This is a genomic window from Streptomyces sp. NPDC085932 (assembly GCF_044540525.1).
Classification (GTDB): domain Bacteria; phylum Actinomycetota; class Actinomycetes; order Streptomycetales; family Streptomycetaceae; genus Streptomyces; species Streptomyces levis.
In genome coordinates this window covers 1-24,700 of record NZ_JBITSJ010000011.1, presented here as the reverse complement: position 1 = coordinate 24,700, position 24,700 = coordinate 1, and the positions used below count along the sequence as shown (strand labels likewise).

General features: G+C 71.2%; 30 protein-coding genes. 2 read left to right on the top strand and 28 right to left on the bottom strand.

All coding sequences use genetic code 11. The features are described 5' to 3' along the window. The first annotated feature begins 77 nt into the window (after positions 1-77). Both ACIGAQ_RS36810 and trxB read left to right on the top strand, forming a co-directional pair. Positions 78-500 carry an arsenate reductase ArsC gene (locus ACIGAQ_RS36810; protein ID WP_399791060.1) on the top strand — a complete coding sequence of 141 codons (423 nt, stop codon included), beginning with the start codon at positions 78-80 and terminating at the stop codon, positions 498-500. After that, entirely contained in the window at positions 497-1,471 is a 975-nt protein-coding gene (trxB, locus tag ACIGAQ_RS36805; RefSeq protein ID WP_399790929.1) for a thioredoxin-disulfide reductase, read from the top strand. Before ACIGAQ_RS36810 ends, trxB begins: the two co-directional genes overlap by 4 nt. 69 nt (positions 1,472-1,540) lie before the next feature. Here trxB and ACIGAQ_RS36800 read toward each other — a convergent pair whose 3' ends face one another. The 28 genes from ACIGAQ_RS36800 to ACIGAQ_RS36665 all read right to left on the bottom strand — a co-directional run bounded on the left by ACIGAQ_RS36800 (position 1,541) and on the right by ACIGAQ_RS36665 (position 23,942). Further along, complete coding sequence (locus ACIGAQ_RS36800) at positions 1,541-3,874, bottom strand: hypothetical protein (protein WP_399790926.1); 2,334 nt, start codon at positions 3,872-3,874, stop codon at positions 1,541-1,543. Positions 3,875-3,885: 11 nt separating this feature from the next. Next, positions 3,886-4,230 carry a helix-turn-helix domain-containing protein gene (locus ACIGAQ_RS36795; RefSeq protein WP_399790923.1) on the bottom strand — a complete coding sequence of 115 codons (345 nt, stop codon included), beginning with the start codon at positions 4,228-4,230 and terminating at the stop codon, positions 3,886-3,888. Further along, positions 4,227-5,354: a tyrosine-type recombinase/integrase gene (locus ACIGAQ_RS36790; protein ID WP_399790920.1), complete on the bottom strand. Its 1,128-nt coding sequence runs from the start codon at positions 5,352-5,354 to the stop codon at positions 4,227-4,229. The genes ACIGAQ_RS36795 and ACIGAQ_RS36790 overlap by 4 nt, the downstream gene beginning before the upstream one ends. A gap of 117 nt (positions 5,355-5,471) precedes the next feature. After that, complete coding sequence (locus ACIGAQ_RS36785) at positions 5,472-6,182, bottom strand: hypothetical protein (protein WP_399790917.1); 711 nt, start codon at positions 6,180-6,182, stop codon at positions 5,472-5,474. Positions 6,183-6,363: 181 nt separating this feature from the next. Then, positions 6,364-7,584: a hypothetical protein gene (locus ACIGAQ_RS36780; protein ID WP_399790915.1), complete on the bottom strand. Its 1,221-nt coding sequence runs from the start codon at positions 7,582-7,584 to the stop codon at positions 6,364-6,366. Between the two features lie 108 nt (positions 7,585-7,692). Continuing rightward, positions 7,693-8,658 carry a DUF6884 domain-containing protein gene (locus ACIGAQ_RS36775; RefSeq protein WP_399790912.1) on the bottom strand — a complete coding sequence of 322 codons (966 nt, stop codon included), beginning with the start codon at positions 8,656-8,658 and terminating at the stop codon, positions 7,693-7,695. A gap of 240 nt (positions 8,659-8,898) precedes the next feature. Then, a complete protein-coding gene (locus ACIGAQ_RS36770) occupies positions 8,899-9,684 on the bottom strand; it encodes a DNA-processing protein DprA (protein WP_399790909.1) in 786 nt (261 codons plus the stop codon). A 200-nt stretch (positions 9,685-9,884) separates the two neighbouring features. Further along, entirely contained in the window at positions 9,885-10,439 is a 555-nt protein-coding gene (locus ACIGAQ_RS36765; protein WP_399790907.1) for a single-stranded DNA-binding protein, read from the bottom strand. Positions 10,440-10,470: 31 nt separating this feature from the next. Then, positions 10,471-11,262: a hypothetical protein gene (locus ACIGAQ_RS36760; protein WP_399790904.1), complete on the bottom strand. Its 792-nt coding sequence runs from the start codon at positions 11,260-11,262 to the stop codon at positions 10,471-10,473. Positions 11,263-11,291: 29 nt separating this feature from the next. Further along, positions 11,292-11,903: a cell envelope biogenesis protein OmpA gene (locus ACIGAQ_RS36755; protein ID WP_399790902.1), complete on the bottom strand. Its 612-nt coding sequence runs from the start codon at positions 11,901-11,903 to the stop codon at positions 11,292-11,294. A gap of 41 nt (positions 11,904-11,944) precedes the next feature. Next, entirely contained in the window at positions 11,945-12,361 is a 417-nt protein-coding gene (locus ACIGAQ_RS36750) for a hypothetical protein (RefSeq protein WP_399790899.1), read from the bottom strand. A 92-nt stretch (positions 12,362-12,453) separates the two neighbouring features. After that, positions 12,454-12,783 carry a hypothetical protein gene (locus tag ACIGAQ_RS36745; RefSeq protein WP_399790896.1) on the bottom strand — a complete coding sequence of 110 codons (330 nt, stop codon included), beginning with the start codon at positions 12,781-12,783 and terminating at the stop codon, positions 12,454-12,456. Between the two features lie 92 nt (positions 12,784-12,875). Then, on the bottom strand, positions 12,876-13,463 hold the full coding sequence (locus ACIGAQ_RS36740; protein WP_399790893.1) for a hypothetical protein: 588 nt from the start codon (positions 13,461-13,463) through the stop codon (positions 12,876-12,878). Positions 13,464-13,582: 119 nt separating this feature from the next. Further along, entirely contained in the window at positions 13,583-13,954 is a 372-nt protein-coding gene (locus tag ACIGAQ_RS36735; RefSeq protein ID WP_399790890.1) for a hypothetical protein, read from the bottom strand. An 83-nt stretch (positions 13,955-14,037) separates the two neighbouring features. Continuing rightward, on the bottom strand, positions 14,038-15,561 hold the full coding sequence (locus ACIGAQ_RS36730) for a ParB/RepB/Spo0J family partition protein (RefSeq protein WP_399790887.1): 1,524 nt from the start codon (positions 15,559-15,561) through the stop codon (positions 14,038-14,040). A 175-nt stretch (positions 15,562-15,736) separates the two neighbouring features. Then, positions 15,737-16,225, bottom strand: coding sequence for a hypothetical protein (locus ACIGAQ_RS36725; protein ID WP_399790884.1), 489 nt, complete (start codon positions 16,223-16,225; stop codon positions 15,737-15,739). Positions 16,226-16,349: 124 nt separating this feature from the next. Then, positions 16,350-17,036 (bottom strand): hypothetical protein, encoded by a 687-nt coding sequence (locus ACIGAQ_RS36720; RefSeq protein ID WP_399790881.1) that lies wholly within the window; start codon positions 17,034-17,036, stop codon positions 16,350-16,352. 45 nt (positions 17,037-17,081) lie between these two features. Next, a complete protein-coding gene (locus ACIGAQ_RS36715; protein ID WP_399790878.1) occupies positions 17,082-17,336 on the bottom strand; it encodes a hypothetical protein in 255 nt (84 codons plus the stop codon). Positions 17,337-17,395: 59 nt separating this feature from the next. Beyond that, entirely contained in the window at positions 17,396-17,740 is a 345-nt protein-coding gene (locus ACIGAQ_RS36710) for a hypothetical protein (RefSeq protein ID WP_399790875.1), read from the bottom strand. 120 nt (positions 17,741-17,860) lie between these two features. After that, complete coding sequence (locus ACIGAQ_RS36705) at positions 17,861-18,502, bottom strand: hypothetical protein (RefSeq protein WP_399790872.1); 642 nt, start codon at positions 18,500-18,502, stop codon at positions 17,861-17,863. A 13-nt stretch (positions 18,503-18,515) separates the two neighbouring features. After that, positions 18,516-18,719, bottom strand: coding sequence for a hypothetical protein (locus ACIGAQ_RS36700; protein WP_399790869.1), 204 nt, complete (start codon positions 18,717-18,719; stop codon positions 18,516-18,518). Between the two features lie 18 nt (positions 18,720-18,737). Beyond that, on the bottom strand, positions 18,738-19,109 hold the full coding sequence (locus tag ACIGAQ_RS36695; protein ID WP_399790866.1) for a hypothetical protein: 372 nt from the start codon (positions 19,107-19,109) through the stop codon (positions 18,738-18,740). A 73-nt stretch (positions 19,110-19,182) separates the two neighbouring features. Next, entirely contained in the window at positions 19,183-20,250 is a 1,068-nt protein-coding gene (locus ACIGAQ_RS36690) for a hypothetical protein (RefSeq protein WP_399790863.1), read from the bottom strand. A gap of 149 nt (positions 20,251-20,399) precedes the next feature. Continuing rightward, positions 20,400-20,813, bottom strand: coding sequence for an SsgA family sporulation/cell division regulator (locus tag ACIGAQ_RS36685; RefSeq protein ID WP_399790860.1), 414 nt, complete (start codon positions 20,811-20,813; stop codon positions 20,400-20,402). 47 nt (positions 20,814-20,860) lie between these two features. After that, a complete protein-coding gene (locus ACIGAQ_RS36680) occupies positions 20,861-21,349 on the bottom strand; it encodes a hypothetical protein (protein WP_399790857.1) in 489 nt (162 codons plus the stop codon). Positions 21,350-21,668: 319 nt separating this feature from the next. Further along, the gene (locus ACIGAQ_RS36675; RefSeq protein ID WP_399790854.1) at positions 21,669-22,850 is read right to left on the bottom strand and encodes a DUF932 domain-containing protein; all 1,182 of its coding nucleotides are present in this window, start codon (positions 22,848-22,850) and stop codon (positions 21,669-21,671) included. A 152-nt stretch (positions 22,851-23,002) separates the two neighbouring features. Then, entirely contained in the window at positions 23,003-23,503 is a 501-nt protein-coding gene (locus tag ACIGAQ_RS36670; protein ID WP_399790851.1) for a hypothetical protein, read from the bottom strand. A 67-nt stretch (positions 23,504-23,570) separates the two neighbouring features. Beyond that, on the bottom strand, positions 23,571-23,942 hold the full coding sequence (locus ACIGAQ_RS36665; protein WP_362287083.1) for a hypothetical protein: 372 nt from the start codon (positions 23,940-23,942) through the stop codon (positions 23,571-23,573). Between the last annotated feature and the right edge of the window lie 758 nt (positions 23,943-24,700).

Sequence of the window (24,700 nt, the reverse complement as noted above, 5' to 3'; positions counted from 1 at the left end):
CATCACTCGCTGATACCAGCGGGAGCTGAAGTCATTGGCGGCTGGGTTCCGCCATGCGACGAGAGAGAACGATCACCATGGCCGACAAGCCGTCCGTCCTGTTCGTCTGCGTCCACAACGCCGGCCGCTCCCAGATGGCCGCCGCGTGGCTGACCCACCTGGCCGGAGACCGCGTCGAGGTCCGCTCCGCCGGCTCCAACCCCGGCGACCAGGTCAACCCGGCCGCCGTCCAGGCCATGGCCGAAGTCGGCATCGACATCTCCAAGGAGACGCCGAAGATCCTCACCATCGACGCGGTCCGCGAATCGGACGTCTGCATCACCATGGGCTGCGGCGACACCTGCCCCGTCTTCCCCGGCAAGCGCTACCTCGACTGGAAGCTCGAGGACCCGGCCGGCCAGGGCGTCGAGGCCGTCCGCCCCATCCGCGACGAGATCAAGACCCTCGTCGAGGGCCTGATCGCCGAGATCGCCCCCGCGAAGCCGGAGGCGACGGCGTGAGCGAGATACGCGAGGTCGTCATCATCGGCTCCGGCCCCGCCGGATACACCGCCGCCCTCTACACCGCCCGCGCCCAGCTGAAGCCCCTGCTCTTCGGCAGCTCCATCTTCGTCGGCGGCTCCCTGACCACCACGACCGAGGTCGAGAACTTCCCCGGCTTCCCCGACGGCGTCGACGGGCCGGTCCTCATGGAGAACATGCGGGCCCAGGCCGAGAAGTTCGGCGCCGAGATGATCGACGACGACATCGTGGCCGTCGACCTCACCGGCGACATCAAGCTGCTCACCGACTCCGCGGGCACCGTCCACCGCGCGAAGACGGTGATCATCGCGACCGGCTCCGGCTACCGCAAGCTCGGCCTGCCGAACGAGGACGAGCTGTCCGGCCGGGGCGTGTCCTGGTGCGCGACCTGCGACGGGTTCTTCTTCCGTGACCGCGACATCGCCGTGGTCGGCGGTGGCGACACCGCCATGGAGGAAGCCACCTTCCTCACCCGCTTCGCCCGCTCGGTCACCGTCGTCCACCGCCGCTCCACCCTGCGCGCCTCGAAGGTCATGCAGGACCGGGCCTTCGCCGACGACAAGATCTCCTTCGCCTTCGACAGCGAGATCGCCGAGATCAAGGAGACGAACGGCATGCTCGGCGGCGTCGTCCTGCGCGACGTCTTCACCGGCGCCACCCGCGACCTGGACGTCACGGGGCTGTTCATCGCCATCGGCCACGACCCGCGCACCGAACTCTTCAAGGGCCAGCTCGACCTTGACGCCGAGGGCTACATCGCCGTCGCCTCCCCGTCGACGCGCACCAGCCTGCCGGGGGTGTTCGCCGCCGGCGACGTCGTCGACCACACCTACCGCCAGGCCATCACCGCTGCCGGCACCGGCGCGGCCGCAGCCCTGGACGCCGAGCGCTACCTCGCCGCCCGCGGCGCGGCAGAGACCGAGCCAGTGACCGCTGCCGTCCCGGCCTGAGCAACGCTCGCAGGAGGGGCCGCCCGGATGCTCCGGGCGGCCCCGTTGCTGTCGCTCTCGCACCAGCGGTCATCGGGGAAGCTGGGAGGTCTTCTCCGGATGGGCTACGCCGACGTAGTGCATGGCGGTCTTCTCCGTGATGCCGAACAGGCGCATCAGCTTCAGCGGATCGCCGCACTCGAGCGCCTCGTTCAGGATCCGGTCCTGCCGCAGGCCGTCCAAGGTCACGCCTTTGGGCAGCGCCCCTCGGAGCGTGCCGATGTGGACGGCTGGCTGATCGGGGTCGAGCGCGGTCTTCTGGCTGACCAGCAGATGCGGGTTCGTCGAGGCCGGCCATCGGCGGTGGCGGTAGGTCAGCCACTCGGCGGCCAAGCGGTGTGTGAACTGCTCAAGGTAGAGGGTGTGCCGCAGCAGACCGCGTCGGATCTCGACGGTGCCGCGGGCGAGGTCCACATCGGCTGTCTGGATCGTGCGCATGTCGTGGCCGGAGACCGCGTGCACGGCTGCCAGGGCGACGGTCAGGCGCCCGAGTGGAGTGGCAGAGTGGTCCAACAGCCCGGCGAGCAGGTCGCTGGGCACGGACCGCGGCATCCCCTTCAGGTCGCCGACGGGCAGGTTTCGCGCCGGATCACGGAAGACGACGCGTTGCCGCTTCAGGGAACGGAACAGGCTGCGCAGGACGATGGCGAGCTGTCGGCGGGCGTGGCCGGACAGGTCGTTCACGGCGTCCTCGACCTGCTGCTGAGTGATCTCCCGCAGCGTGGCCACCCCGCTCGCCGTCCAGTCGCTGAGCACCGGCTGGACGTAGGTGAGGTAGCGGCGGATTCCGTCCCAGCTGCGGAACTCGCCCTCTCGGCGTCCCTGGCTGCGCAGCACGTCTACCCAGGCGCGGACCTCGCTCGCGACGGGCTGCGGCAGCGCGTCGAGGGTGGCCTCGATCCAGACCAGATCGGCGTCCTGGTGGAGGTCCGGGTCGTCGACGAGCAGGCTGCGGGCGCGCAGGAACTGGCACACAGGCTTGGCGGCGAGGTTCGGATCGAGCTGGGCCAGGTCGTGGACGTCGCGCTCGAGGACGGCCGTCTCGGCACCGAGCCAGTACATGAGGATGGTGAGGGTGTGGATGTTCTTGCGGTAGTCCGGGGCCTGTTGGTCCGCGCGCAGCTGAAGGTACTCCTCCACCACGAGCCGTGCCCGCTCGGTGAGAGGCAGCTCGGCCCGCGGTCGGCGCCGGAACCGGGTGAGCACCGGTGACCAGTCGCGCCGCATGGCGAATAGCGCTTCCTGGCCGCGTGCCGTCCGTCCTGCGGGTGTCTCGTCTGTGCCGGCGGCAGGTGGGGCATCGACCGGCACGGGCAGGACCGGCCCACCCACGCCGGCAGGGAGAGTGATCTCCAGTTGGGTGGCCCGGGACGTCGCCGGCCTGGCTTCGTCCAGGAGGCGGTACGGATGACAGGTGCGGCAGCGGTCGGCACGCAACGGCAAGTCCTCGCGGCGGCACCGCACACACCGGCCGCGCGGATGTCGCTCGCGCCAATGCCGGCACGGAGAGCAGCGGAACCCGGACCGGCGGCCCACGGGCATCCAGCCGTGGCAGTCCCGGCACTGCCGCGGCACGCGCGGCGGAACTGGAACCGGATCAGTCATGTACGGGGTGCGGGCGGGCTGGTTCGTACGCGAAAACCGCATCGGCTCCGGTGCGGCCTCCAGCAGGTCGGCCCGCAGCAGAACCAGCCGCACCGCATCGCGGTGGGTGGGCAGGTCCCGCAGCATCGGCTCGGGGAGACGGTCAGCTCCCTCGGCCTCGCGGACCGCCAGGGCGAGGCGGACCATCTCGGCAACCACGTAGTGCCAGCCCTGGCTCATGCCGTGCTCGGCCGCCATCTCCACCAGGACGGGACGGGCACGGTCCCAGCCGGACAGCGGCCGGCCGATGATCGCCCGCACCGTGGCATCGGTCAGTGTGCGCGGCACGGTGAACAGGGCGAGCTGGCGGGGGAAACCCGGCTCCAGTACGGCCGACGTTCCGGTGGTGGGCGCCTGCTCCTGCTTGAGCTTGAGCCGCCACGCCTGGCTCACGCGACGCCCGCCGTCGGTCCTTCGGACCAGCTTGCGGGCCTGCGTCGCGTAGTCGTGCCACGTGCCGACGATGAGCTGCAGGTCGCGCGGCCGGGCTCCTGCACCGCCCAGGGCCCACTCGGCGTCATCGACGGCCCGGATCGCCTGCAGGCACGGCTTGCACAGGCCATCGGTATTCAGGTGGGCCTCGTGCCGGCATCGCGGGCATACTCCCCGCTCGGGGTACGTCCGCTTCCAGGCCCGGCAGCCGTGGCACGTCCGGGTCCACCGCAGTACCGACCAGCTCAGGCACATCTCGCAGCTGCGGGCGCTGCCCTCGTTCGCCATCTCCCATTCCCTCAGCTCGGAGGCAGTGAGCGCGGCCCGCCGCGGCGAGGACCGCGCGGCACCGGCCGCACCGGCCCCGGCGGCTGGACCTCGGCACCCACGGCGACGTCGCCGGCCTCCCCTGTTGGCTGGGCGCCGGCGAGCGGTTCGGCCTGGAGCAGATCCGCGACGGTGCAGTCCAATGCCGCACACATCAGGTCCAGGTCGTCCAGCCTCACCGTGACCGGAGTTCCGCCCCACAGTGCGGCGACCTTGCTCAGCGAAGGGTTGAACCCCACCTGCTGGAAAGCAGCCAGCACCTCGGTCGGCCGCCACAGGTCCCGCTGGGCGGCCACCATCCGCAGATTCCACTTCACCGGAGGTTCCCCTTGTCCATCACCAGTCGTTGGGCCGCCCGGGAACTCGCGGCCAGGTTCGCGTGCTCCGGGTCGGCGTGCGCGGTCGCCATGTACCGCAGGGTCGTGGTCGCCCAGTCGTGTCCGAGGACCTTCTGCACCTCCCACAACGTCATCCCGCGCTCGTAGTTGTGGGTGGCGCATGCATGCCGCAGCAGGTGCGGGAACAGGTCGCTGACCGGTCCGCTCAGGTAGGCGCCGGCTGCTTGGTGGAGGGCCCGGCGGAACGTCGAGGGGATGATCGCCGGCGCGATCGGAAGGTTCAACGCGGCCACCGCCGTGGGCTTGCGCTCCGACGGCCACAGCGGCGCCTTGGGATGCTCGACGTCGTCGCCGAACTCGCCGCGGATCTCCTCGATGTACCACCACAGCAGCGCGCGACCCTCCTGGAACATGTATGCCTCGCGCGGCCGGGGCCCCGACCCGTGGGCGCCCTTGCCGAGCACGACGAAGCGGCCCCACTGGCCGTGCTCCCAGTGCAGGTCGCCCATGCACACCCCACACAGCTCGGCCGCCCGGACGCCGGACAGGTACGCGACCTTCGTCATCACGTAGTCGCGGCAGGCGACCAGGTACTTCCGGGCGTTCGGCAGATCCTCACGCCAGCGGCCGAAGAAGTCCCGCAACGCCGTCTGCGAGGGCGGGATCCGCAGACCGAAATCGCCGCGATGGCGCGGTCGGTTGAACACGTCGATGGGCGACTCGACGGCCTGGCCGAAGCGGCGCATGATCTCGCCGGCGTAGCGCTGTTCGAGGAACGCGAAGTACGCGTCGATCTTGTTGATCTTTCCGCGCAGAGTCGACGGGGCACGCTTCCCGGGGCCGGCGAAATACCGGTCGACCTCGCGGGACGTGAGCTGCCACGGCACCGTGCCGTAGAACTCACAGACCTCCACCACCGGCTTGATCAGCCCATCCAGCGTCGTCGGTGCCAGCCCAGCGGCATCCCTCGCCCACTGGTACTCCGACAGCGTGTCGAGGAAGAAGCTCTCCTCGTCCTGCGCCGAGATGCGTGCCTGACGGCGCCGCTGGAGCGTGACGACGTCCGCGAGCCCGCTCTCGACGGAGACCGCGGCGGGATCCACCGGCACAGTCGGCTCAGGTCCGGGGCGCACGAGCGTCAGCACGCGAGTTTCGGAATCTGACACGAAACCGCAGATTACGGCGATCACTCGCAGAATCTGCGAGTTACTGCGGAGATCTCACACCATCGGGTGACAGGCCCGTACGGTGCGATCTACCTGCTGAAATGCAGGTTCACCGCCGCCGAGTAGCGTTGGGGAACCCGCGCGTACTCCACTATTGAGCACCGTGCCGTCGGGCAGGACCTTAAGGGTCCGCGCGGTCGCCCTGCCGGCGTAGATCCCGTTCGTGGCCTGGTAGATCCGGCCGCAATGGCCCGGCATGATCAAACGGCCGGAGGCGGTGCGCCGGGGCACGGGGTCGGCGAAGGACACCACGCCGCGCACGCCCGCGGCGAGCAGCTCGGTGTGGCAGCGGGCCAGGAACCAGCTTTCGGAGTTGCCCGGGCACTCGTCCAAGAGCACGAACCGCGAGCATTCGAGGGCTTCCGTGACGGGGGCCAGGTCCGGCAGTGCCCGGGTGAGCACGGCCTGGTTCACCGGTACGCCGAACACCGCCACGCCGCTCAGCCGCCGCTCGCCGGCCGAGACTTCGTACAGGCCGAACCTGCGCACGGCTGCCGGGTAGGAGGCGGAGTAGTGATGCGTGCGGACGAACGCTTCGGCGTCCTTCTCGCTGATTGGCTCCACCTCGTAGTGGCGAGCGTCGAACCCGCCTTCGCTGACGTGCCGCCAGGAGTGCGTGCGCTCACGCCACCGCTGGCACCAGGGCGACGCGGTCGGCACCTCCGGGAGGTCGTCGAACGGCAGCGCCTGCTGAACCGCGGGCATCACCGCTCCCGCCCGTCTGCGGTTGCTTGCGGTCGCGGGCTGCGGAGGCGGAGCTGAACGGTGGTTGCGGACGTGGTCGTCGTTGCGCCGGCAAGGCGCGGGAAGGTCGTCATGCGTCGTCTCCAGACAGAGGGGGCGGGCGAGGATTGCGCGGCCCATACGGGACCGGGCGGCGGGAGGCTCAGTTGAGGGGGAGCGGGGTGGGGGTGCCGGAGAGCAGGGCGTGCCATTCGCGTTCGAAGGCGTCGTCCTGCTTGTCGATCACCCGGGCGGGGGCGGTGACGAACAGTTCCTCCGCCATGGGCCAGTTCTCGCGGCGGGGGCGGAGCCAGGCGCGGGCGCGCCCGTAGCGCTGGTCGTGCTCGACGTCGATGCCGTGCCGCTCGGAGACGCTGATGAGCCGCTGGGCCAGTCGCTGCGGGCGGCCGAGGTCGACGCGTTCGGTGGAGCGCATGACCGGGCGGCGCTTGCCGGTCTCGGACAGCAGGAACAGGCGCCGCACGTGGTACAGCGCCCAGGGCATGTCGAGCTCGCGCTCGAAGGCTTCCAGGCAGGCGCGGTCTTCGGGCCGGTCGGCATCGAGGAGTTCGAGCAGGCTGCGCTTGCCGTACAGCTTGGCGTTGGGGTTCAGGCTCATCGCGGTGTACTCCAGGCGCAGGACCTCACCGGCGATGTCGGGGTGGGCGCGCATGCGCTCGAGGTGGGCGGGCAGCGAGCCCATGGAGACGGGGAAGCAGCAGAAGGTGCAGTACGACTTCGGCCAGTGCACGCCGAACCGCTGAAGGAGGTAGTCCTCGCACTGCCGCCGGTGCCAGCCCCAGTCGAGGAGCGGGTAGACACCGGTGCGCCCGGGGATCTCCGAGGCAGCCGCGTCCCCGAAGCAGCGCCCGGGCTCGTCGGCGTTGAAGCCCATGATCTGCCGGAACGGGCGCCCGCCCATCACCGGCACGAGCCAGCGGTCCCCGACTTCGCCCTTGGCGCGCAGGCTGCACTTGCGGGTGCCGGCCTGCTGGGGGACGGTGCCGACGGACTCCAGCTCGTCCCACAGCGTCCACGGCCCGCGGGCGAAGAGCCGCTGAGGGTATCGGGAGTCGTCCAGGACCGTGATGCCGGCCGCCTTCAGCTGCCCGGAGCGGGACAGCTGCACGAGGCGCACCCCGTGCTCACGCAACAGCGGCAGCATGAACTCCTCGACCAGCAGCCGGGTCTCGGGCCACTCGCTGCCGGTGGCCATGTACAGCACCACGGTGCGCTCGAGGTCGATGCCGTGCGCGGCGGGGTCGGTGAGCATGCGGGCGAGGTAGGCGGTGGAGTCGGCGCCCAGGCCCCAGTTGATGACGGTGTCCACCTCCTCGTCCCGGCTCAGGCCGGGCAGCGGCGGCGTGTGGACGGCGGCGGGCATGGCGGTTGTCACTCCTTCGCGGTGGGCTCGGGCAGGCGGTGGGCGGGGATGACGAGGACCTGGTCGTCGGCGGGCCACGGCGGATGACCGGGCGGGGACGGGCGGTGGTCACCTTGCGGCGTGCCCCTCGTGCAGCGCGGCGGCCGCCGCCCACCACGCCTCGCGCAGCGCAGGATCCTCGCGGGCCTGCTTGCACAGGCCGCGGTGCTCACCCATGCCGCCCGACAGGGGCGTGTGCAGGTGAGGGATGGCGGGGCGCAGGAGTGCGGCGTAGTCCTGACCGCCGAGGAAGATCACGTCGGCGTCGTGGGTGCCGAGAGTCGCGGCGTGGTCGGCAATCCGCTCGGGGGCGACGGCCCGCTCGTCGCCGATCTGCACGTCGTACGGCAGCAGCGGACGCTTGAGATCGACCAGGCCGTGCAGTGCGGACATGATCCGGATCAGCGAGGGGTCGGTGAGGGCGTCGGCCGCCAGGCGCAGCGACCGGTGGTACAGGCCGGTGTACAGCTCCCCCGCGGGGTAGCCGGCGTTGACGTTGCCGTAGTCGTTGAAGCCCGGATGCGGCTTCTTCCCGTTCCCGCACGCGATGATGACGAGCCGTCGCCGCCGCACGTCGATGCCGCCGCGCTGGCGGGCATACGTCCGGCCGGCCGGGGTGAGGTGCAGTGAGATGGATCGGCCGTAGGTGGTGGCGTATCCGGCGGCCTGGACGGCGCGCAGCGTGGGTGCGCGGAACCACTTCTGGCCGGCCCAGTACACGTCGTGGTCGTCGCGGCCGGGCACGCGTTGGTCGGGACGTCCGGCCGCCGTCACGACCGCCTCGTGCTGCACCCCGGGGAGCTTCGGCGGGATCGGCTCTGCGGGCAGGGCGTCCGGCGTGTGGCCGTGTCGCTGCCGCCACTCCTCCAGCGCGGACCAGCCCTGCTCGGTCATCCGGTGGGTGCCGCCGTCGCCCGTGTGGGGGACGACCATGCCGTCCGCCACCAGCTTGGCCATCGTGGCGGGGTGGCCGGAGGCGAGGCCGTTGTCGTTCTGGTCCAGGGCGCGTGCGCCCTGCGGAGTGAGCTGGAACATGGGGGACTTCCTTCCTGCCCGGCCGGGCAGTGAGCAGGGGGGGGCAGCGGTGAGGGGGGAGGCGTGGCACCGGCCCTTGGGGGGGCAGTGGCGCCCCGAGGGCCGGTGCGGACGGATCGGGCGGTCCGGCGGGCTGAGGCGCGGGGCAGCCTCTTGGGCCGGGGCGGTGCGGTCGGGGGTGTCAGAGGAGGGCGAGCGCCTGGGCGGGGTTCGGACAGAGCTCCGCGCGCTGTTCGGCGATCAGCGTGCGGTGCCGCCGGCGCGGATGTCGTCTTCGGCGGGCGGGGCGGTGAGCAGCGGGCGGCGCAGGTCGAGTGCGGCCTGGGCGGTGCGCAGGGTGTGGCTGTGGTCCAGGGCCTCGATGAGGACCACCGCCTTGGACAGGGCGGCCAGGAGGCGGGCGCTGGCTTGGTGGGTGGCGCCGCTGGCGGGGGTGCCGGGCGGGTAGAGGCTGATCACGGCGCCGCCGCCGGTGGGGATGCGTTTCATCAGGGCGGCGTGGGCGTAGGGGTGGGCGCGGTCCAGGCCGCGGGGCAGGACGGCCAAGGTGGCCCGCCCGGTGAGCGCGGCCGCCTGGTGGGCGGCGGCGTCCACACCGAAGGCGAGGGTGGCGGTGACGGTGTGTCCGGCCTCGGCGATGGCGTGGGCGTAGTCCTGGGTGGCGGTCAGGGCGTGGGCGGTGGCGTTGCGGTTGCCGGTGACGGCCACCGTGCTGGCGGTCAGCTCGGGCAGGTGGCCACGGCCCAGCACCCACAGCCCCAGCGGCTGGCGTTCGCCCAGCACGGTGAGGGCGGTGGGCCAGCCCTCATCGGAGCGGGTGATGAACTGGCAGTACAGCAGGGACCTGTTCAGTTCCTCATCGGGCCGGTATCGGGCCAGGCGCCCGCTGGCGTCGGCTTGCACGCGTTGCTGCCACACGTTGGCGGCGCTGTGTGCGGCGAGGTCCCCGGCAACCTCCTCGGGGGTGAAGTGGGCGGCGAGCGCGGCGAGCGCGGACCGCTCGGACGGGGTGCGGGCAGCAGGCATGACGGTCTCCAGACGGAAGCCACGCCGGCGGTGAACCGGCGGGGACGAACACGGCAGGGCCGGGCAGGACAGGGGGAGGCTGCGGGGCGCTGGCAGGCGAACCAGCGCCCCGCGAGGTGGTGCGGGGGAGAAAGGGAGGAGCGGTGGTGCGGTCCCGGCAGGCGAACCGGCTCCGCACTGGCGCGGCGAAGAAGAAGTGGTCAGCGACCGGCGTTCGGGGAGGAGGCGCCGGCCGACGTGCGGGCGGTGGTGCGGTGCCATCCGGTGGCCCGACGCTGCTCCCACCAGGCGGGCGGGGCGCCCGCCTGGGTGGCGGCCGGGCCACGGGCACCGGCTGCGGCGGGCTGCGCGGCCGCCGGGGCAGCGACCGAGGCGACCGACGCGGTGGGGGAGATGGGGGCGGCGGCGGCCGGGCTGGGCAGGCTGGTTTCGGTGTAGGCGATGCGCTGGCGCAGGCTGATGCCGAGGTCATCGACGCTCAGATAGACGGCGTTGTCCCGGATCTCGGTGACGCGCCCGGTGGCCAGCACGCGCACCCCGTCGACGAGGGACTCGGTGGCGTTGCGGGCCAGGTCCCGCCAGGCGGTGCACACGTAGCGGATGAGGGGCCCGTCACGCCACTGCTGCGCGGCCGCGTCCCACTGGGTGGTGGTCTGGGTGAGGCGGAAGCGGCAGACGGCGACGCCAGAGTCGGTGAAGCGGACTTCCACGTTGCCGGTCACGGTGCCGGACACGTGAGTGACGGACGGGGCCATGCGAACACCTCCTGAATCCCATAATAGCTACTTAGCGAAATGAGGCAATCCCCCCATCCGCGTTGCCCGTCAGCCTCCGAAGCCGCCGCCGCCACGCCTGCGTCGACGCTCGCGCGGCACTGGTGCTGAACACGGTGGCGTCCTCGACTTCCACCTGGAGCGGGACGGTGCCGTCGGGCCGGACCAGTTGCTCGTGGGTGGTGTCCAGGTGTACGGAGACCCGGACGGCGCGCTTGTCGGGGTCGAGGTAGGCGAAGACGAGGATCCCGGCGAGTTCGATGCAGGGCAGGCCTTCGTCGTCGGGGCCGGCCATGGGGTGGAAGACGGCCGCGCTGTTGGCCTTCGCGCAGTCGTCGGGGTCGGTGATGTCGAGGGGTGTGGGTGTGCGGATGTGGCGGGAGATGTCGTCGGTGTAGAGGGTGTAGCCCTCGTCGCCGCGGTGCCGGTCGTTGCCGTAGTAGAGGTCCACCGCCGTCTGGTCGTCGGCGGGAGGGCGGTAGGGGACACCGTCCTGGTCGCTGACGTTGTCCCAGCAGCTGCGCACGTGCTGCGCGAGTGAGGCCAGGGCGGAGGCGTGGTCGGCCCACAGTGTGATGTCGTCGCCGTGCCGGTCCCACTGGCGCAGCACCCACGCCCGGCCGGTCACCTGTACCGCGACGTCCTTGGAGGTTGCGAAGTTGAAGTGGCTGAACCACTCACTGAGGATGTCGGCGGTGTCCGCGCCCGGCCATTCGCCGGTGCGCAGCTGGAGGTTGTCCATGAGCTCGGCCAGTTCGAGGATGGCCGCGCCCTCGGGCGTGGCCGCGTCCGGTGTGATCCGCACGGGCTTCTCCTTTCAGGGGGCAAGGGTGGTCAGGACTCGTTCCACAGGGAGTTGACCAGATCCATCAGCTGCTGCTGGTCGGGGGTGAGGGTGGCGGTGCGCAGCAGACGCCGGCGCAGGACGGGCACGCCGGTGCTGATGCCGATGGGCGCATCGGGCCGGTCGGGGGCGGAGACGATGCGGTAGCTGGAGGTGTGGATCATCCAGGCCTCGTAGCGGTCGGCGGGGCGGCCGCTGCGCGCGGTGTGCCCTTCGTCGGGAGTGCGGGCCGGGCACGGGCAGGCCGGGTCGGTGCAGGGGCGCCCGGCGGGATGGGTGGCCAGGACGGAGCTCCGCCGGTAGTGGGTGGCGGTGCCATTGAGCATGGGGCAGTGCGCGGCCGTGTAGGGCAGGCACTCGGGGTGCAGCGCCGGTTCCGGCGCGTGCCCTCGGGCGGCGTCGGCTGGTCGGACGACCAGGTAGCACCGCTCGTTGAGGTGCTGGCCGCAGATCTGACACAGGCGTCGCAGGAAGGCGGTGCGGGCCCGGTCGGCGTCCAGGCTGCCGAAGGCGGCGTGCCCGCCGTGGATCAGGGACACCCACGGCACAACCAGCCCGCCCGCAAGCGGCCGGCGCGCACAGCGCTGGGGTATCGCGTGCATCGGTCTTCTCCCATCGGGTCACAGGTTCGTATGGCTGGGTGTCAGGTGTTGGGCGTCGGTGGGTCGGTCAGGAGGTCATCCCAGCGGGCGTAGTGGCAGCCGGTCGCTTCGTGTAGGCGCAGGTGCAGCCAGGCCAGGCCCTGCCCGGTGTGCAGGACGGCTTCGGCGCCGATGGCCGCGGCCCGCGGGTGGACGGTGTCGTCGCCGGGGTCGGCGAGGGCGAGGATCAGTCCGGAACGGCGGGGCATGTGGCGCAGCGTGAAGGCGCTGTAGCTGCGGTCGTCCAGGATCACGAGCGGGGCGAGCCGGTACTCCTCAGCGCTGAACAGCGGAGAGGGCAGCCGCCGCAGCGGAACCGCGCAGGGCAGCAGACCGAGCGGGTCCTCGTCCGGACGGTCGCTGATGACCAGTACCGGCGTCCACGCTCGCTCTTGAGGCGCTGAAGCTGAGTCGGGCATGGCAAAACGAGTCGCTTTCGACATCGGAGACGGAAGAGGAGGCCGGGGGCGGAATGAAGTGCGAAGGTCGTCCCGCCCCCGCGCCGGTTGATTCAGCCCAGCGGGTAGAGCACCAGGGCCCGGACGGCGCTGTCGGGGATACGGCCCGCATACAGCTCGCGTAGCTCCCGGTCCAGCTCCAGCCGCTCGGCCAGCGGGTAGATGGCACCACTCCGGCCGGTGTCGGTCGGCGCATAGCGGCCGTGGTCGAAGGTGGCGAACGGCGAGAAGGAGCTGCCTTTGGCATCGCTGGAGAGCACCACCGGCGTGTTGCCGGGCAGTCCGCTCCAGTTGTACCGGACCAGCCGGCGCAGGACGGCCAAGGTCAGGGGACGATAGTGCTCGTCCTCCGCAGTGGCTGGTGTCTGCTGGTTGTCGTCCATGAGGACCTCTCAGGTAGAGGGAACGGGGAAGGGCAGACTGGGCAGGACACAGCCCACCCGGGCGCCGGGCGGAATGGCCGATGGCGGGGCGGTCAGTTGGTCGATGCCGGTGCGGCGGGCTGGGCCGTCTGGTGGGGCCACTGCCAGGTGCCGTGGTGGAGGTCGGTCCAGCGGTGGGCGCCGTCCGGATTCCACGTCACCCGCACCGGGCCCCAGCCGCCGATCGGACAGGTGCGGCGGATCGCTGCGTGGTGGCCGGGCAGGTGGTCACGGCGCAGGTTGCTGCCGTCCAGCTGCGGGGCCTGGCCGAGCTGGTCCAGGGCTTGGAGCACGTCGGCCAGCAGCGCCCAGAGTTGGTCGGGGTCCTGGGGCAGTTGGCGGATGCGCTGGTCGGAGGCGATGATGCGGCGGGCCGCTTCGTCACCGCGGCGGTACCACGCGCCGCCGCCGGGGGTGGTCCGCACGGCCGCACGCAGCGTCTTGGTGTCCGGCCTGGCGGGCTCGCCGGGGCGGGTGAGGATGCGGAACGTCTCGGCCACTGCGAGGTAGTAGGCCGCTTCGTGTGCCGGCTTCAGCGGGCCGTCGTCCGCCTCGGTGCTCTGTGGCTCGGGCACGGGCGCGCCCCTCATCTCGCGGGCGTAGGCCCGGGCGGTTGCAACGGTGCGGGAGGAGATGGCCATGGTCGCTCTCCGGCTTCTCATACGTGTGGGGGCAGGAACGGCCACGCTCGGGCGGCTGTTGGGGCCGCCGGGCGGGACAGGGCCGTGGGCGCTGTCCTGCCCGGCGGGCGCGGGGGCGGTCAGTCCTCGATCAGGTCCAGGCAGGAGACCGGGACGCCGTTGCCGGGCAGCCGGAACCGCTTGGTGTCCTCGGGGATGCTGTAGCGGTTGCGCGGGTCGGTGCGCAGCCGCTGGGTGGAGTCCTCGTCCAGCAGGAACCCCGCTCGGCTGCCGGTGCGGTTGCGCTCCTGAACCGTGCCGGTCAGGCCACGCAGGTGCGCCGGGCGCAGCGTGTCGTTGAGGCGGGCGCGGCGACCGGCCACGATGCCGCTGTAGGCGGCCTTGTCGAGCTCGCCGAGCCGCCGGGCGGCGGCCTCCTGGACCTGCGCGACGGCGGCCGGATCGGTCAGATGCCTGATGAAGGCGCGCACGTGCTCGATGCCGATGGGCATGGCGGTTCTTCCTCTCTGAGGGGAGGGGGACCGGCCGGGCACCGGGTGTGCCCGGCCGGAGCTTTCGGGAAGGGGCGGGGACGTCAGGCGTCGGCGCTGGAGTCGCTGTCGGCCTCGGCGCTGGAGGCGCCGTCGGTAGTGCTGTCGGTGGTGGGCCGGTGGCTGGCCACGGCCTGCTGCTCGACCTCGGAGAGCTGGTAGCTGCCGTTGTCGGCCTTGCCCAGGGATTCGAGAAGGAGCAGGTAGCGGGCCTGCCAGGTGGTGAGGTGCGACCAGGTCTTGGGCTCGCGGATGCCGTACTCGCAGGCGGCGGCGACCTGCGCGAACAGGGCGTTGGCCAGGCGGGCCTTGGGAAGCTGCGCCGCCGTCTCGGCCAGGTCGGCCTTCTCGGGCTCCTTGATGCCCAGGAACCGCGCGAGGGTCTCCATCTCGCGCTTGTCGGTCCAGGAGCTGTAGTAGTAGGGCAGCGTGAGCAGCACTTCCTGCGCGAAGACGCGGGCGGTGTCCGGCAGGGTCTTCATGCGCACGAGCCGGGTGACGAAGTCCTGGCGCGGTTCGACGGCGGCCTTCCACGCCCGGTTGCAGGCGATGACCTTCCGGCGCTCCTCGGCTGCCTTCTCGTCCTGCTCGGTGCGCGGCTTCTTCGGCTTGGGGCGGACCTTGTGGCCGTACTGGGCCGGGTCGGAGCAGTGCCACACGGGCCGGTGCTCCTCGTCCAGCCGGGCACTGTGGCCGGGGCAGCCCTTGTGGTTGTCCTCGGTGAGCGGGTTGCCCAGACCGGTGGTGAGCTCCGACAGCGGCTGGGAGGGGTCCTTCTGCCCGTAGGACGGCCGCGTCAGCAGCGGGATGCCGGCCGCCTCCAGCTCCGCCAGCACCCTGGCCCGCGTCACGGCGTCTGCCTGCTCGGCTTTGAGCAGGGCCATTTCCTGGTCCCAGTGACCGCGCCCGCCGCCGCCCTCCGCCTGGTCGCGCTGAAGCGCCCGCAGCAGCCGCCGCTCGGCGTTCGGCACGTCCTTGACCTCGGCGAGCTGGGCGGTCTGCTCCAGATCCATCCCACCGGCCGCCGCCCGGCGCAGCGCCGCGTCGTCCAGCTTCTGCGCCGCCTTCGCCTGCTTGGCCGCGTTCCTCCCGACCCCCAGCGCCTTGGCAGCCCTGCGCCGGTCGATGTCGTCCATGCCGATCAGCGCCAGTTCCTGCGCCTTGAGGGTGTCGCGCTCGCTCATGCCCTCGCGGTGGTCGTTCTCCACCAGGGACAGGAACCGCGTCCAGCCGTCACGGCCCAGCAGGTCCTCACGCACGTACGCCTTCACCGCCCGCACCGGGCGGCCCTCCGCCTCGGCGGCGGCGTTCGCCACCTGCTGCGCCTGCGCACGCCGCCAGCCCTTGAACACCCCGAAGGTGCCGTCGGGCTTGGGCCGGACGCTGATGGGCTCCTCGACGCCGATCTCCTTCACGGAAGCGATCAGCTTCTCGTCCGGCTCGGTGTCGTGCTCACGGGCGTTGCACTCGTCACGCACCAGCAGCGCGGCGTCCAGCCACACCACCTGTGTGGTGTTCTCCTCCGGAGGGGCGGGCGATTCGGTCGGGGTCGAGACGGCGGTAGCCATGAGGCTCTCCTTCTCCCTGCCAATCGGCGGAACGGGTTCTATTCCATAATAGGAACTCTGCTCGATAGGTCTAGATACCCTTTGAGCTGAGGAAATTGAGGAGGTGCGGAACGTGGGTGGCCAGGCCCCGGTTGTCCACTTCGGGCGGGTGCTGGCGCACCCGCCCGAAGTGGAGTCAGGGGGTCAGGCGGGTGACCTGCCGGGTGGGCAGGTGAACGCGCAGGACGTCCTCGTGGCCCGGCGGGTCCAGCACTGCGAGTCGGTTGAGTGCGGCGGCCAGTTCCGGGTCGGCGAAGATCTCCTCGGCCATCGCCGCCTCGCCCACTGGTACGGCGGTAATCGTGGTGGTGGTGTGCCGCAGGTCAGGGATGTCCTCATTGCTGGTGAGTGCTGCGATGAACGGGCTCCAGCCGACTCCCAGGCCCTCCGTCGTCCGCTCGATTGTCGTGAAGTACGCGGCCACTGCCGGGGGGTTGTCGCCCGTCTGCTCGGCTGCGAACGCCGCGACGCGGTCCACCGCGACCTGCCGCCAGGCCTCCTCGGTGGCCGAAAGGGTTTCGATGATCAATGCATCCAGCGTCCTGGGTGCGAGGCGGCGCAGCGCGTCGCGCACCAGGGACTTGGTCGGCCAGGCCAGCAGTTCGGCCAGTTCGGTCGGCTTCACGGGTGGTGTCCTCCTCGTGTGAGGTGGTGGCGGCGCCCGGCGTCCGGGCTCCCGCATCAGCACAGCTACCATAATAGCTGCTAAATGCTGCATGTGAACCCGCCTCTGACCTGCTCTTTTGCCGCTAGTCGTGGTCGTGGCGCGGGGGTAGCGGAAAGGTGCGCCTGGGGTCCGTTCGTGCGCAGTGCTCGCAGTAGGCGGTGATGCGGTTGGCGGTGCAGGCGCCCCACTGGCATTCGAAGTTCTCGCGTGGCCCGCACAGCATGCACCGCCACAGGGTGATGCCGTGCAGCTCGCATGGTGCGTAGCGCTCGCGCGGGGGTAGGGCCTGCCGTGCGGGGCGGGGGCGTTCCAGGCGGTTCAGTTCGGCGGCCGGGAAGGACTCCTGCCCGTCTCGGATCCAGCGCGGCGACAGCTCCTCGAAGCGCTCGGGCGTGGTGTAGTACGGCTGCCCGGCCGGGCTGAACACCAGAGCTAGATGGCCGGCGCAGACGAGGGTCTCCAGCCGGCGGTAGCTGAACTCCCGCATCAGATCCAGCATCTCGTCTTGGCGCACGCTCCAGGCGTAGCCGTACCGGCGCAGGATGCGCCGCTCGGCGGCCGCGGGGCCGCTCTGGGCGGCGTCGAGTGCCTCCACGGCCGCGATGGCGGCGGCAGGGTCGGCGGCCAGTTCGCGCGCTGCGGCCTCGGCGGCCTCGGGGGTGGTGTGGCTGCCGAGGGCGTACCCGTGGAGCTGGTCCACCACCTGGTGGACCCCCTCGTGCTCGGCGGCGGCGTACCGGACGGGCGGCTGAGGACGGTGACGGGGCATGGCGCATCCCCCTTCTTCGAAGTGGCAATCGGGCAGTGGCGGGGATCAGTCGGGACCGCTGGCCGAACGCGGCACGGCGCCCCACGAGGACAGGACGTGGTGGCCCAGCCCGCGCAGCACCCTGGTGATGCGGTCCACGGCTGCGGGAATGTCGTCGGCCCGGCAGGTGTACGCCTCGATCTCCTCGTTCCAGGCGAACCCGTGGGCGGTGAGGTACTCCACCGTGCCGGGTGTGAGGTCACGGGAGGACTGGGGGGCGGCGACGAGTCCGTGAGCGGGGTCCGGTACGACCAGGAACACGGGTCTCCTTCGGGGAGTTGCGGGCCGCCCGCGTGGGGCGGCCCGATGGCGGTGACCGGTCAGCGGGTGACGGTGATGGTGTAGTCGGCGTCGAGGACGGCGAGGGCGGCGCGGATGGCGGCGCGGGTCTCCGGGCTGGGCACGGAGTACTGGAACTCCAGGGCCTGTACGGCGTCGTTCAGGTGCTCGTCGGGCATTGGCAGCCGGTAGCCGCTGCGGTAGAGGGCTACGGCGGTGGCGGTGGCGACCCGGCTGCGGTTGTAGGCGACGGCCTCCTCGGCGCTCACGGTGGTGCCGAACGCTTCGCGGGCGGTGGGCGGCAGGGCGGCGATCCCGGCCGTGAAGCGGCGGGTGGGGATACGCAGGCGGGCCGGTCGCAGGGCCCGGCGCAGCGATCGCAGCATGGCAACTCCTAAGCAGGGGGGCACTGGAACGTGGGTAAGGGAAGACGGTTGCTGCCGTTGTGGGGGCGAGGGAGGGGCGGGGAAAGGATGCCCTTTCTCTTGCTACCCATAATAGGTTCTCTACAGTTTGTGTGAACCCGCCTCTGACGTGCTCTTTTGCGTTCTCAATCCCAGGGTGAGGGCGGCGAGCATGGGGAGTACCGCGTCGGCTGGGCCGCCGGCCTCGACGTGGACTCGCTCCCCGGCAGCGCCGACCGTGACGGAGAGACTGTCGACTTGGGCGGGGCGGTGCTGTCCGGTGGGCTCGTGTGTGTGCTGCCAGATGATCCGGGTGCGCCGGTGCTGCTCCTCGATGCGGGCGCCGGGGAGCGCGGCGGCCACGGTCTCGGCGACGGTGCGGCGGGCGCGTGCTTCGGCCTGCTGGCGGGCGGTGAGTTCGGTGACCTGTGCCAGTGCCTGGGTGTGCAGGGGGTACAGCCGCCGGGTGATCTCGCGTGCCACGTGGGCCGGGCTGATGGCCGTTACCTTGATCGACGGCGCCTGAACCTGGGTCTCGTCCGGCAGTGCGGCGTAGATCTGCAGCCGGTCGGGGCGCCGGGGGTCGTACTGGTCCAGGCGCAGGCCCCGGTTCTCGTCGTCGATAATGATCCGTCCCAGCTTGTGCGGATAGCCGGGGCGGGTGCGGCAGTGCGTGCCCAGTTCGCGCGCCACCTGCTCGGCGAACGCATCCATCTCGTTCTGCGTGGTCAACTGCTGCGCCATGGCGGCGGCTCCTCTACGTCCTCGGGCGGGTGGTCGGCCCCGCAGCGGGGCGGTGGGCGGGGGCGTTCCTCTCGCGGCGTTGGGCGTCGTGGCGGTAGTCGTCGGCGGTGTATCCGGTGTCGCACCACGGCTTGCAGAGTTCGCCCGGTGCGGCGCCGCACGTTTCGCAGTGGTCGTCGAAGTCCTCGGGGCGCCATGGGCGCGGCGGGCCGGTCATGCGGCCTCACCTCTCGGTTCAAAGGGTGGTGGTCCACAGCTGGAGGCCGGGACCGGTGCGGACGGTGATGCGTGGGGGTGCCGGCATGGCGCGGTAGTCGGACACGCGCACGTAGCCGCCGGGTTCGGTGTCCAGGCGGATGATGTCGTCCTGCCACTCCCATGCGACGAGCAGGTCCGCGGGGAGGGTGCTGAGGTCGTCGGCCTCCACCCGCGTGGCCCAGGCGGTCAGTTCCTCGCCGTAGACCTGGCGCCACTGGCGCAGGATGAACAGCAGCTGGCCGAAGTCGTCGACCAGGGCCAGCGCGCGGGCCTTGTCGGGAGTGGGGCACTCGGCGAACCGGGGGACGTCGGGCCGGGTGCGCTCGCCCAGACTCATCAGCCAACCCATGATCAGAACCTTTCTCATCGATGCGTGCCGGGATGCCGGGGGTGGCCCGGCGTGGGGCCACCCCCGGGGCGGGTCAGGGGCGGGTGAGGTCGCGGTGGATGCGTTCGCTGGTCTGGCGTGCTTCGCGGCGGGCCTGCTCGGCGGCGGCCTCGGGGCTGGTGGCGTAGACGAGCTCGACGCTGCCGAAGGAGTCTTCGGCGTCGCAGGCGTGTTGGTCGTGAGCGTCGGCCCGGGTTGCCGGGTCGGCTGGGGCCTCCTCGATGTGCCAGATCTCCACTTCTCCGCAGCCTTTCCACTGACCGACCACGAAGTAGGCGCGCTCCGCGCCCTGGGGCGCGGCACCGTGCGGGGCCGGTCGGTGGTTGCTGGGCCGGGTTTGGGCGGCGCGCAGGGAGTCGGCCTCGGCCTGGGCGCGGCGTGCGTACTCGCGTTCGCGCACGGCTGCGGTGCGGCAGTAGGGGCCCCGCCACTGCTCGACGGCGACGGTACGGGACAGGGAGCCGGGGTAGTCGGCCAGCACGAGCAGGAGTGCCGGGTGCGGGCAGGCGGTGAACCAGCGTGCTGCGGTCCACCACGCGGTCACGGCGGCACGCCGTGCGGGCGTCGCGGCGCGGGCCTGATCCTCCAGGCGGGCGGCTTCGGCCTGGTGGTGGGCGACCGACCATGTCAGGAAGCGCAGCATGGCCGGGGTGTCCCGGTGCCGGGCGCCTTCCAGGATCACGAACAGGTCCTCGCGCTGGGCGACGTGCTCGGCGCAGCCGCGTAGGACGGCGGTGAGCGTCGCCTCGGTCTTCGGTGACGGCTCGTGTCCGGCGGCGGACTCCATCGGATACACCGTCACCTGCGGGTGGTCCAAGTCGTCGCGGTAGAGGGTCAGGCTGCCCCGGTAGCCGGTGCGGCTGCGGGCCAGCCGCGGCAGGTCCTCGGCGGGGGCGGTGGCCCGGAAGGAGTTCACCGGCCCCAGACACGCGCGCACGGCGGTGAACCGGTTCCAGTGGTGGGGGTCGTGGGTGCCGGTGACGTACACGCTGCCGCGCATCGCTCCACCCAGCTTGAACACGACGGCGTCGTCCTGGAGGGGGCCGGCGGTGGCGTGCACGCGGCCGGCGGGTGTCTCTACGGTCAGGCTCGGACCGGTCATAGGCGGTGTCTCCTGTGCGTTGCGGGGTGGGCTTCCTGGACGGCCCCGAGCAGAGCCGGGGGCCGGTGCAGAGGGGGCGGGTGCGCTGGCGTGCTGTTGCGCGGCCCGTGCCGTCACCCTGCGGCGACGGCACGGGCGGGCGTCTTGCCTCAGCTCTCCGCCAGAAGACGCGTGAGCTGCTCGTCGAGACACAGGTGGTCGCGTTCCGTACCGGGCGGCACAACGGCGTCGGTGCGCTTCACGAAGGACTCCAGGGCCCGCGCCGGGGCCTCCAGCAGGGCTTCACCCTCCGGTGTGCTCAGGGCGATGCACACGATGCCCAGACCGTGACTGCGCGACGGCCAGACGCGGACGTCGCCGGTGCCCGTGGGGCGGTGAAGCCCCTCGGCGAGGAGGTCGCGGGCGAACACCCACGTGACGGTTTCCTCGGCTCCGGTGTGGAAGGTGGCGTGCACGGCGTAGGGGTCGGCCGTGTCATATCGCAGACCCGTCCGGACAGGTCGGGAAGAGTCACCGGCCAGAATGAGCCGCAGGTGCAGTTCGCGGCTGACGGTGGTGTCCATGAGCGGCAGGGCCTTTCGCTCGGTGTGCGCTGGTGACGGCAGGCTTCTCAGCCGTGGCGGCTCTCCTCGCCGGTGTCGGTGATCCGGGGCAGGGGCGGGGCCGGGTAGACCTCGCGCTGGACGGCGTTGACGCCCGGGCAGGGGGTGACCGCGCGGCGGACGTCGTCCGTGTTCATGGGGTGCAGCCACCCCTCACGCACGCTCCAGCCGCACGCCCGGGGGCGCGGCTCGGCGGCCGTGGTGGCCACCAGGACGGCACTGCGCACGGTGCTGCCCTCCAGCGCGAACACCAGCAGCGCACTGAGGGCGTAGAACTCGGCGTCGTCGACTACGGCCAGACGGGCCGGGTCGGTGTTCAGACTGAGGTCGGCGCGGCCCGTGACGAACGCGTCGTCGGTGCGCTCGACTGCGAAGTTGAGCGTGTGCATGCCGTCGCCGAGTGCCTCGAACACGGCGGCAAGGGCGGTCATCGCGCGGTCCATGGCGGCCTGGGTGGCTGCGTCGTCGGGACGCGCGAGCTCCGGGCGTGCAGACATGGCGTGTCACTCCTGGAAGGTGATGGGCCGGGGCGCAGCAACGGCCTCTCTCCCCGCGCAGCGGGTGGCCCCGGGGCTGCGCCCCGGGGCAGTGGGGGGCGGCTCGCTGCGCTTGCCGCGTGGGTGGGGTCCCTTGCGCTGCGCTTCGGGGACCGGCGGGCGGGCTGCTGCGCAGCCGCGTGGTGCGGCAGGGAGAGGGTCGGGCGCGCTGCGCGTCCCTGCTCGGGTGGGGCGCTGCGCGCTGGGGGCGTGTGGGGCCCGCGCGGGCTGGGGAGGGGAGGGCGGGGGGATGCCCCGGCCCGCGCGGGGGCTTGGTGGGTTAGCCGTGTGCGGCGGCGGCCGTGAGGGCCGGGAGCGCGAGTGCTTCGAGGGCGGCGGCCTGGTCGGCGTCGGTGAGGGTCTGCGCGGTCGACGTGACGGCCTGCATGACGCCTCCGGCCGTGATCTGCCCGCCCCGGATGAAGTGGGCCAGGATGGTTTCCTTGGCCTCGGCGCCGATGCTGAGCGTCTTGGTGACGTGCTCGATCGTCTTCGTCGGGTCGGCCAGCGGCTTACCGGCCGCGTCCTCCATCTCACGCACCTTCGCCTCGACGTACTCCCGGGACAGGAACGTGCGCACCGCGTCGGCGGTCTTGGACGTGATCAGCTCCAGCGTCTTGCGCTGGGTCTGCCCGGACCAGGACACCACGCCCTCGTCCTGCTTGCCGCCGAGGTGGACGGCGCGCATGACGTCCTTGGCCATCGTCATGCCGTTGCGACAGACCTGGATCACCGCGCGCGGGGTGATCGTGTAGGCACCGCCCCCGACTTCGCTGTTGGTGATGACGAATCCGGCGGAGATCAGCGGCAGCTCATCACCGCTGCGCTCGTCGAACGGCGAACGGTAGCCGCGCAGCAGGCTGCGGGCCTGGACGGCGACCGCCTCGGACTCCACCCGCACGTACATGCGCCGGTCGGTCAGATCGCAGCCGGTGACCTGGGTGGGGTGCCCGGACTGCTTCACCCCGTCCAGCGCGGCCAGCAGCATGTCCAGGTTGTCCATCAGCTTGTAGCTGTCGGACAGCAGCGCACGGGCCACGCCCTCGGCCGGCCGCATCCCGGGGCCGTGCTCACCCCGGAACGCACGGAGCATGAAACGCCGCTCGGGGGCAGTGCGCAGCCACGCGTTGACGTTCTCGTCCAGCAGCGGGACGTTGTCGGCGCGCATGCGGCGCAGGTAGGCGAGCGGGATCTTGAGCTTGTCGGCGATGCCCTCGTCGGCGACGGCGGTGGGCCGGTAGACGCCGTCCACGTCCGTGACACCGTCCTCGGTGATCAGCGACTCCACACCCTCCACGTGCAGGTTGCCCTCACGGAAGCGCAGGGCGGCGGCCGGAGCGATCACGTCCAGCTTGCGGCGGTTCTGGTCCTCCAGGATGCGGGCCAGATCGGCCAGACCGGCATTCCGGGCCCCGGTCGGGGCGGCGACGTTCACGGCGCGCTCGGCGAACTGCTGAGTCATGCTCTCCCCTTCGTTGCGTCCCGGGGGCGGGGCCACCGCCCCCGGGACGCTGCGTTGATTTCTGCGGAGCCGAGGGGCGGGGCCACCGCCCCCGACTAATTCCATAATAGGCCCTTAGGGGAGGTTGAGAATCCCCCCTCTGACCTGCGCCTTTACTGAATCCAGCGATACTCGGGCAGCGGGGTGACGCTCACCCGGCGGACGTTCCGGACCACTGTGACGGGAACGCCCCCGCGCATCTCGCACAGGTCGTACCGGACCTCGGACGTTCGACAGAACGGGTCGGCGAGCGCGTGAATGGCGCGCACCCAGTAGCGACCGTGACGGCTGGTCTGGCTGCCGTGATACTCCACCCTCTGCCACAGCACCGCCCCGGCGTTCTGCGGGTCCAGAGTCCTCGCGATGGCGAACGCACGCGCGACCGTCTCACGGTCAAGCGGCACATCCGCCAGAGCCGGGGCCGTGTGTCCGGTACGCACACCCAGCGCCCACCCCAGCTCGAAGAAATGCAACACCGTCTCGAACTGCTCCCACGGCAGTCGCAGCGCGCCCGAGCCACTGCTCATCAGATCGTCCAGGGCGTAACGTGCCTGATCTTCCTCCGCTGCCGTGAGCGGCGCCCCGGCCTGCTCGGCAATCCGCGTGTTCTCCATGGTTTCCCTTCCCTCGTGCCGTTGCCTGACCGAAGGGGGCGCCCCGGACGGGCGCCCCCGGGGTGAACTACTTCAGGAACCCGCGCGACCGAAGGAACTCGGACGTCATGAGCGCGATCCCCTGCGGCTTGTAGATCTGCGGAAACCTCCGCATCTCCACCTCGGTACGCCCGGTCTCGTCCGGCTCGATGAACTCATGGACGATTCGGTACGGCTGGTCACCCATCGGCATTTCCAGAACGACCGGACCCACCTTCGTTTCGAAGCGAATTCCGGTGTAATTCGCGTCGGCGTTGTGCACGACCTTCGCACCCGTGCGTGCGCAGGCAAGCGGCAGGAAACTCGCGATAGTTCGAGCCTGAATAGCCAGACCTCCCATAGGAGCGTCCTGACCACCGCGCACCCGCCGTACGATCCCGCCGGAAATGCTGATCTCCACGATTTCTCCCCTTCGTTGATCACTGTGCGTTCGGGGGGTCGCCTCCCCCCTTCGCTTCCCATAATAGGGTACTCGGAAGCGGAGAGGGAAGGGGTTGCGCTGGATGTTGCGCTAGATGTTGCGTCATGGCGTTGCGCTAGATGTTGCGCTAGGTGTTGCACCTTCTCCCGGTCGGCCTCTCGATCCCTCCTGCTCAAAGCAGCCTTTGCGACTGGTCAGACTGCTGACATCCCCTCTGCTGCCGCTCACCGTGCCTGGAATAAGAAAGGAGGCGGGGCGGGTACGGTCGGCGCGGCGGCATCGGGGATCGCGGCCGGTAGTTCTGATTGCGCGTCAGCGGTGGCCTCCGCGCCCGGGCGCTGGCGCGCCCGGATAGCGGTCGACGTGAATCGGAAGCCGGGCGGACATTAGGGCTTGCCTTTCGGGGTGAATCGGGAAGACGACGCACAGCCTGTTACAGGGTCACAGGCCCAATTCCAGAATCGATCGGGCACCCTCTTTTGAAGCAACTTCGGGGGAGGGGTGGCCTGGTTTCGCCAAAGCTACATACTGCATCAACCAACACCCTTGGCCGTCATCGTTGCTGCCCGGGCCGCAGGCCCGTTGTCTGACTGCGCGCAGCGCGGTCAGACACAGTGCGGGGCGCAGCCCCCGCACTGCTCCGGGAGCGCAGCGAACGGAGCATCAACCCGCCTGCGCAGCAGGCGGGTTGAGCGGGACGCGCAGCGTCCCGCCAGCGCTCACGCGGAGCGGGAGCG